The sequence below is a fragment of the Bacillus sp. JJ783 genome (assembly GCF_036963225.1).
In the GTDB taxonomy this organism is placed as follows: Bacteria; Bacillota; Bacilli; order Bacillales; family Bacillaceae_G; genus Bacillus_A; species Bacillus_A cereus_U.
This window is the reverse complement of sequence record NZ_JBALMG010000067.1, coordinates 12,073-19,919: the sequence shown is the minus strand read 5'-3', so window position 1 is coordinate 19,919 and position 7,847 is coordinate 12,073. Positions and strand designations below refer to the sequence as shown.

Sequence of the window (7,847 nt, the reverse complement as noted above, 5' to 3'; positions counted from 1 at the left end):
ATCTTCAAAATGTAATTATTCTAATTTAATGGGAAAATTAGACACATAAAAAGCTTTAATACTATAACATAATAATATTTCACATACCGTTTCCCTATATTTGCATATGCATAATTGCATGAGAATCGAGGGGAATCATAGTGTAATAAGATATATTTTTTAACAATGTGAAATATTATCATTTAATATTATTATCTAATAAAAATAAATACATATTTTATAAAGGTTCTGTTGCAAAGTTTTTCAAGAAATAAACAGAGGCATGAATGTATGAGGAAATATTATGAGGATACTAGTAATTGTTGTAATTCATGATACACCGAAAAGGCGGAGTCTGTTTGAAGACTTCGCCTTTGTTTGTATAGTACATGAACGGTTTCGATTCCTTTTATCGTAATTTCTTGAACGTACAAAGTAATACGGGCGCCTTATTTGTAGTGAGAACCGTTGGTTCTCCAAACATTTTCACTAGTCTTTTCATAAAAGCATAAGCGGCCTGATAATCTCGTTTTTTACGAAGTTGAATATCCAATGTGTGCCCTTCTATATCAATCGCACGATATAAATAACACCATTTCCCTTTGACTTTTATATAGGTTTCATCTAGTTTCCAAGACATGTGGGTATTTTTCGTTTTCTTCTTCCAAATTTGATAAATCAAGCTCCCATATTCATGAACCCAGCACATAATGGTTGTGAGATGGTCGAAACACCACGTTCTTTCAGAATTTCAGAGACATCACGATAGCTTAAAGCAAAACGACAATAGTAGCCGACCGCTACCAAAATAATATCTTGTTTGAACTGTTTCCCTTTAAAATATCGCATTTGTGATTCTCCTCGCTACTTATTTCTAGAGTGTAGCTTCAATTAGAAAACTTTGCAACAGAACCCTAAATTTATTATGAATGAGCAGTTAGCTTTTGTTAGCTGCTCTATTTTCGGTAAATATTTACTATTTAACTGTTTTGATTAATTATATACACGCTCGATTAAATCGGGATGTTATACCCATTATCCTAGGAAACTAGGGTTTTATTTTGTGCAAAATAAATTAACCTCTTTTCAAAATAGAATATCATTGGCTTAACATTACTTAATCGTCCCCATCCCTTCAATTGTCACACTTACCTTAACGTTTACATCAGCTTTAGAAAAGGTTTTCCCCCATTGATCTTGGGCCTTTTTCCACTCTGGATACGTATAGGCTCTTGCATACACACCAAGTCCAATAGGGTCAATTTTAGCGGCCTGTATTTTCTTTATTAGGCGCCTGAAATCGCTGTTTAGTTTCGTTTCAATGTTTTTTTGCAGTTGTACTCTGTCCTGTCTTACATCGAATGGGAAAAGTCTTTCTGTAATTCCAATTTTCATTTTTACATTTACGTCAAATATAAAATGGTGATTATATCTTACCTTTGTCTTCACCTTGAAATCTTGAGTATTAAAGCTTAACCAGCCTTTTGTTTGGTCATGTGATTTCACCGGGACTTCAATTTATATATTCATCCCTAATGCTTTTACGATTTCCTCTAAAGCATCTAAAAAATACCTATAAGAATACTAAACCAAGCTTTTATTTCACGAATTGTCTGTATTTGTATATCCTTAAAAGACATTCGGTGCAGTGGAATTTTTATATTGTATAAATTCATCGTAACAATACACATATTTATTAGCGTCTGTATTATCCAGTTGTTTAATTATTCGAGTTTTATTACTATTACTAGGTCGTCTAAGTGTTTAATTAAAAAAATGTTTTAGACTGAGTATTTCTGGCGTATTGGGATTTCTCTATTATTATTTTCCTACCTTATTGAACTACCCCCACTTTCACTTCGTTTAGAAGAGGGGGATTCCTAAGTAAGGAGTTCTATCGAACTCTAATTTATTAGGCTAGCTCCACAGTCCTTGCGGTTAGAAGCTTTATCGCTTCATTCTTTAGATTGATACTTGCGTTAATATCTCTATCATGCTGCGTAAGACAAGAAGGGCAGTCCCATTTACGTAGGTTTAGATTTTTAACGTCTTTGTTTTGATATCCACAAAAAGAACATAATTGGCTTGAAGCAAATGTTTTCGATACGACAATGACTTGTTTGCCGTACCATTTTGCTTTGTATTCCAACATGGCTCGAAACTGTGACCAGGATACCTCACTAATTGCTTTTGCTAACTTATGATTTTTTAACATATTCGATACTTGCAAATCCTCTATACCGATAACATCGTGGTTTTTGATGATTTCAGTTGAGATTTTGTCCAAGTAATCTTTTCTAGCATTTGTCATGTATTCATGAATTCTAGCTACCTTTACTCGCTGTTTATTCCAGCGAGAAGATCCTTTCGTTCTTCTGGAAAGAACACGCTGTGCTTTAGCCAACTTCTCTTCTAATGATTGAAAAAACTTCGGGTTTTTATAGGTTGTTCCATCTGACAAAATGGCAAAATCTTTTAGTCCTACATCCATTCCAATGTAAGAATTTGTTTTCGGAAGTTCATGCACTTCTGTTTCAACTAATAGTGACACAAAATATCTACCAGAAGGGTTCCGCCTAACTGTAGCATTTAAAATACGTCCATTTACTTCACGACTTTTGGCAAATCGAACAGGACCTAGTTTTGGCAATTTAATTTTATTTCCTATAACAGCAATGTTTTCATTTGTTTGTTTTGTGGTATAAGATTGTACGTTGTTCTTCTTAGATTTGAAACGGGGTGCACTGTTTTGTTTTTTGAAAAAGCGTGCATAAGCATCCGCAAGGTTGCGAACAGACGACTGAATTGCAATACTATCCACTTCTTTTAGCCAAACAAACTCTTTTTTCATGGCAGGAAGTTTGGCAGAGCATGTACCATATGTCAAACCTTTTCCTGTTTCTTTGTATGCATTATCCCATAGAAATAGGAAATGATTGAATACAAAACGAGAACAACCAATTGTTTTATTGATTAGGGTCGCTTGTGCTTTATTTGGATAGATACGAAATTTATATGCTTTATTGATCATCATTCATTTCACCTCCATTTCGATATGTAGCTATTATACAACAAACATACATTCGATATGTAGTGAAGTAATACTTTATGTATGTCGAACAATTAAGATGGCTTCCTGCCATCCTTTGTCCGAAGCCAATTCATCTCCCACCTACTCACTTCGCGTTCCTTGAGGAAGGAGTCTTCTTAGCTAAAATGATAAAATAAGGATTTAGATTAAATAGTAATTATTTACGATGACAATATTGATGCCACAGAATAGATTGAATCTTCATGTAATATAACAAGGTAATGAAAGTATTCAAAAAATGAATTAATTGTTTGATTGATTGAAATTAAACGCTGTTTGCTTGAAAAAATCCATGAGTCAGATTATAAAAATATATAAGAATTATACATGAATCGTATGTTTGGATATTCAAAACAAAATTACTAAAGATACCAAATATAAAAGGATGGTCTTAATCAATCTTTGATTAAGACCATCCTTTATACATTCTTAATTTAAATCTTCACCATTAGAAGCAATGACTTGTTTGTACCAGTTGAAGCTTTTCTTTTTGTAACGTTTTAATGTTCCATTACCTCCGTTATCCTTATCTACATAGATAAAGCCGTAACGTTTTTTCATTTCAGCAGTAGAAGCACTTACAAGGTCAATAGGCCCCCATGTAGTATAACCGATTAAGTCAACACCATCAGCGATAGCTTCCTTCATTTCAGCAATATGGTCACGGAAATAGCTAATACGGTAATCATCATTTACGGACTCATTTTCTAAAATATCAACAGCACCAAAACCACTTTCAACGATAAATAAAGGAATTTGGTAACGGTCGTATAACGTATTTAAAGCAATTCGAAGGCCTTTCGGATCGATTTCCCATCCCCATTCGGATGCTTCTAAGTATGGGTTTTCTACGCCTCCTAATTGTAAGTTACCATCAGAAGCCTTATGTTCTTCAGGAGTTGCAGAGGCCGTACCGCTGTTATAATAACTGAAGCCTAAATAGTCTACTTTATGAGTACGAAGAATTTCTTCATCACTAGGCTCCATTTTAATTGTAATATTATGTTCAGCAAAGTAGCGCTCCGTATAGGAAGGATAGTATCCACGTACTTGCACATCTGTGAAAAACACTGTTTCACGATCTAACATCATGGCTGTCCACACATCTTCTGGATTACAAGAATAAGGATAAGTTGGAGCATAGGCAAGCATACAACCAATTTTGCTATCCGGAATAAGCTCATGACCTGCTTTTACTGCTAGAGCACTGGCAACAAATTGGTGATGAGCCGCTTGATATTGTGTGTGTTTTACATTTTCTCCTTCCTCAAACTCAAGTCCACCGCCAGTAAATGGGGCATGGATAACAAAATTAATTTCATTAAATGTCATCCAATATTTTACTTGATCTTTGTAGCGAGTAAAAAGAGTTCTAGCAAAACGCTCATAAAATTCTATAAGTTTACGGTTTTTCCAACCACCATAATTTTTCACTAAAGCGAGTGGCATTTCATAGTGAGAAATGGTAACAATAGGCTGAATGTTATATTTGGCTAACTCAGCAAATACGTCATCGTAAAATTTTAAACCTTCTTCATTTGGTTCTAATTCGTCACCATTTGGGAAAATACGAGTCCACGCAATACTCATACGGAAGCATTTAAAGCCCATTTCAGCAAAAAGGGCGATATCTTCTTTATAGTTGTGATAAAAATCAATTGCAGTGTGGTAAGGATAATAGCCTTCCATTGAATAATCTTGTGGGCTAAAAACACCATGTGGTAATACGTCTGCTGTAGAAAGGCCTTTTCCTCTTTCTTGGTATGCACCTTCTATTTGGTTTGCTGCCGTTGCACCACCCCATAAAAAGTCTTTTGGAAACGGTTTCGAGAAGCTATTCAACATTATTTGTCCCTCCAAAATATGTTCAACCAATTGGGAATAAGCATAGTTCATTCCCAATCAGCTAGATATTATTAAAATATTAGAGTTAGTAAATCTTCATTTTTAGTAATTTGTCCTTTAGTTGTTTCAATGATATCCGTATATTGTGCAGTATTTGTAATAATTACAGGTGTTGTTACAAGGTAGCCAGCCTCTTTAATCTTTTCCATATCAAAGTCGATTAAATGTTTCCCTTTTGTTACTTTGTCACCCGTTTTCACATGTGCATTGAAATATTTCCCTTCTAATTGAACCGTATCAATTCCAATATGAATAAGAATTTCTGCTCCATCATCTGATGTAATACCAACAGCATGTCCAGTAGGGAAGAGCGTTGTAATGACACCGTTTACTGGTGAATGGACTTCACCAACAGTTGGCTCAATCGCAATCCCTTTTCCCATTGCCTCAGATGCAAATACAGCATCTTTTACTTGGTTTAAAGGAGTAATGGTTCCTGTTAAAGGACTTACAATTCCTTCTTTTTTTACAACCGTTGCACCAGGTTCTTTAGATGTTTCTGTATTTTGTAGTTCCTCTTTATTCTCGTAACCTAAGAAATATGTTAAGGCTGCTGCTCCCCCTACTGTCATGATAATCATTAAGAAGTATGGAAGCCATGGTGTCGTTGTACCACTTAGTGTAAATATAGAATGAAGGGCAAAGGCATTGTTTTCAGCTTTAAATGCCCCAATGAAAGCACCACCAATCGCTCCGACAATAACAACATATTTTAATGTACGTTTATGAGTTGCAATTAACCCGTATAGAATTGGTTCTGTTACACCTGCAAGTATCCCTGTTAATGCTGTTGAACCAGCAAGAGATTTTGTTTCTTTGTTTTTTGTTTTTAAGAAGATACCTAGTGCGATACCCGTTTGAGCGAATGTACTTGCAGCCCACATTGGGTCGATTGGGTCTCCACCGTTCATTAAGTTTTCGATACTCATTGGAACAAGAGCCCAATGTAATCCAAACATAATAAGGAAAACCATGGTACCACCAACAACAGCCCCAGTTAATAGTCCGCTATGTTCACTTAAGAAATTAATTCCTGTAGCAACCGTTTTACCTACATAGGTTCCAAAAGGACCGAATGCGATAGCAGCTAATGGTACGATAATCATTAATGAAAGCATTGGTACTAAGAACATTTGTAAATCTTTGTATATAACTTTTTTCAAGAATTTCTCTAATTGAGCGTAAATAAGTACTGAGATAAATGATGGTACGATTTGAGAAGAATAGTCCATCAAGATAACTGGTATTCCTAGGAATGAGCTTGTATCTCCATTAGCTAATAAAGCTGTAAAGTTGGGTTCTAATAGAGCGGCTCCGATAATACCACCCATGTATGGGTTAGCTCCTAATTTCGTAGCTAAAGTAAAACCTATCATAATAGGTAAGAAGTATAGAATAGCATTACCAGCGGCAGATAAAATAGCATACGTACCACTTTGATTTGATAACAAATCAAACATGACTAATACGCCTAAAAGAGCCTTCAGCATACCTGCTCCGGCAAGCGGTGCTAGTAATGGAGTAAACGTACCAGAAATTAATTCAAATATTTTTCCAGAAAGCGATGTTTTTTCTTCAGATGTTTCATTAGCATCTTTTGAGAAGTTACCAATTTTATTAATTTCTTTAAATACATCAGAAACATGGCTACCAATTACTACTTGTTGTTGGCCACCAGTTTGAACAACACTAATAACACCTTTTACATTTTCTAATACTTCTTTATTTACTTTGTTGCTGTCTTTTACTTTAAAGCGTAAGCGTGTAGCACAATGTTCTAAACTATTGACGTTATTCTCTCCACCAATATGTTGGAGAATTTCTTTAGCTAAGCTTGTATAGCTCATTTATAGCACTCCTTTAATTTTATTTTTATAAAAAAAACCTGAGTTGATTTTTCTTATTCGAAATAATGAACTCGAATAAGAAAAGTCAACTCAGGTTTTGCCTGCCGAACAGTCACAATCCTGTGGTTCAATTATTATGTTTTTCTCGTGATGTAATACGGTTAATGTGAAGCATTAAATAAAGCATTTCATCTTTGTTTGGTTTTTTACCATAAGTAGACTCAATATAAGCTTTTACCTTTTGGGTACATTGATAAGCTTCAGGATATTTTGCCTTTACTTGTTCATATAATTCTTTCTCACCTTCAATAGTAGATTGATTATGAGTCAATCTATAGGCAAAATATCTTAAATGAGTAACAAAGCGACTATAATTAATTGAATTTTCATCTAGCTCTAAACCGTAATGATATTTAACGATAGTAAGAACATCATTTACCATTTTCGTCATATTCATCGTGTCTTCCATATCATTTTGGTTTTGTTGAGCATTAATGAGGTGAAGAGCAATCGAACCAGCTTCATCCTCAGGTAGCTTATAACCAGTTTTCTTTTCAATGATTTGTAATGCGTGTAAGGCAACTTCATATTCATTACGATAGAATTTCTTTACTTCCCAAAGCAACGCGTTTTTGAGTATGAAACCTTGTTGAAAGCGAGAAATTGAAAAACTAATATGATCGGTTAAGGTAAGATAAATATTATCACCAATTTTTCCAGGTAACTTTGATTTAGCGTAGGTGATAATTTCATCCGATAAATCCAAATGTTCGGATGGAATTTCGTTAATGAGATGGGCTAATTTGTCTGTTAAACCTTTTGCTTCTAAAACAAATGTTTTATCAACTTGGGAAGGATCAATATCTTCGCCCGATTTTTTTTGGAAAGCAATACCTTTACCCATGACAATCATTTCTGTATTATTATCATTTTCTACTAAGACTACGTTATTGTTTAATACTTTTTTGATTTTCATATATCATCACCTACTTATTAGCCTAAATAAAAAACCTAAATTCATACCA

4 protein-coding genes and 2 pseudogenes are annotated in these 7,847 nt (G+C 34.4%); all 6 read right to left on the bottom strand.

The window, feature by feature from the left end; genetic code table 11:
* Positions 1–391: 391 nt before the first annotated feature.
* Positions 392–828 (bottom strand): annotated as a pseudogene (locus tag V7038_RS15035) (IS6 family transposase); the annotation flags it as partial.
* A gap of 264 nt (positions 829–1,092) precedes the next feature.
* A pseudogene (locus tag V7038_RS15030) lies at positions 1,093–1,497 on the bottom strand (Ger(x)C family spore germination C-terminal domain-containing protein); the annotation flags it as partial.
* Between the two features lie 394 nt (positions 1,498–1,891).
* The gene (tnpB, locus tag V7038_RS15025) at positions 1,892–3,013 is read right to left on the bottom strand and encodes an IS200/IS605 family element RNA-guided endonuclease TnpB (protein WP_335470714.1); all 1,122 of its coding nucleotides are present in this window, start codon (positions 3,011–3,013) and stop codon (positions 1,892–1,894) included.
* Positions 3,014–3,499: 486 nt separating this feature from the next.
* On the bottom strand, positions 3,500–4,915 hold the full coding sequence (locus tag V7038_RS15020) for a 6-phospho-beta-glucosidase (protein ID WP_438825112.1): 1,416 nt from the start codon (positions 4,913–4,915) through the stop codon (positions 3,500–3,502).
* A gap of 71 nt (positions 4,916–4,986) precedes the next feature.
* Positions 4,987–6,822, bottom strand: coding sequence for a beta-glucoside-specific PTS transporter subunit IIABC (locus V7038_RS15015; RefSeq protein ID WP_335470711.1), 1,836 nt, complete (start codon positions 6,820–6,822; stop codon positions 4,987–4,989).
* A gap of 127 nt (positions 6,823–6,949) precedes the next feature.
* Positions 6,950–7,798: a BglG family transcription antiterminator LicT gene (gene licT, locus V7038_RS15010; protein WP_204208985.1), complete on the bottom strand. Its 849-nt coding sequence runs from the start codon at positions 7,796–7,798 to the stop codon at positions 6,950–6,952.
* Positions 7,799–7,847: the final 49 nt, after the last annotated feature.

What these genes read in the sequence shown, in the direction of transcription:
- tnpB (WP_335470714.1), bottom strand. Translation starts at nt 3,013, where the DNA reads ATGATGATCAATAAAGCATATAAATTTCGTATCTATCCAAATAAAGCA.
- V7038_RS15020 (WP_438825112.1), bottom strand. Translation starts at nt 4,915, where the DNA reads ATGTTGAATAGCTTCTCGAAACCGTTTCCAAAAGACTTTTTATGGGGT.
- V7038_RS15015 (WP_335470711.1), bottom strand. Translation starts at nt 6,822, where the DNA reads ATGAGCTATACAAGCTTAGCTAAAGAAATTCTCCAACATATTGGTGGA.
- licT (WP_204208985.1), bottom strand. Translation starts at nt 7,798, where the DNA reads ATGAAAATCAAAAAAGTATTAAACAATAACGTAGTCTTAGTAGAAAAT.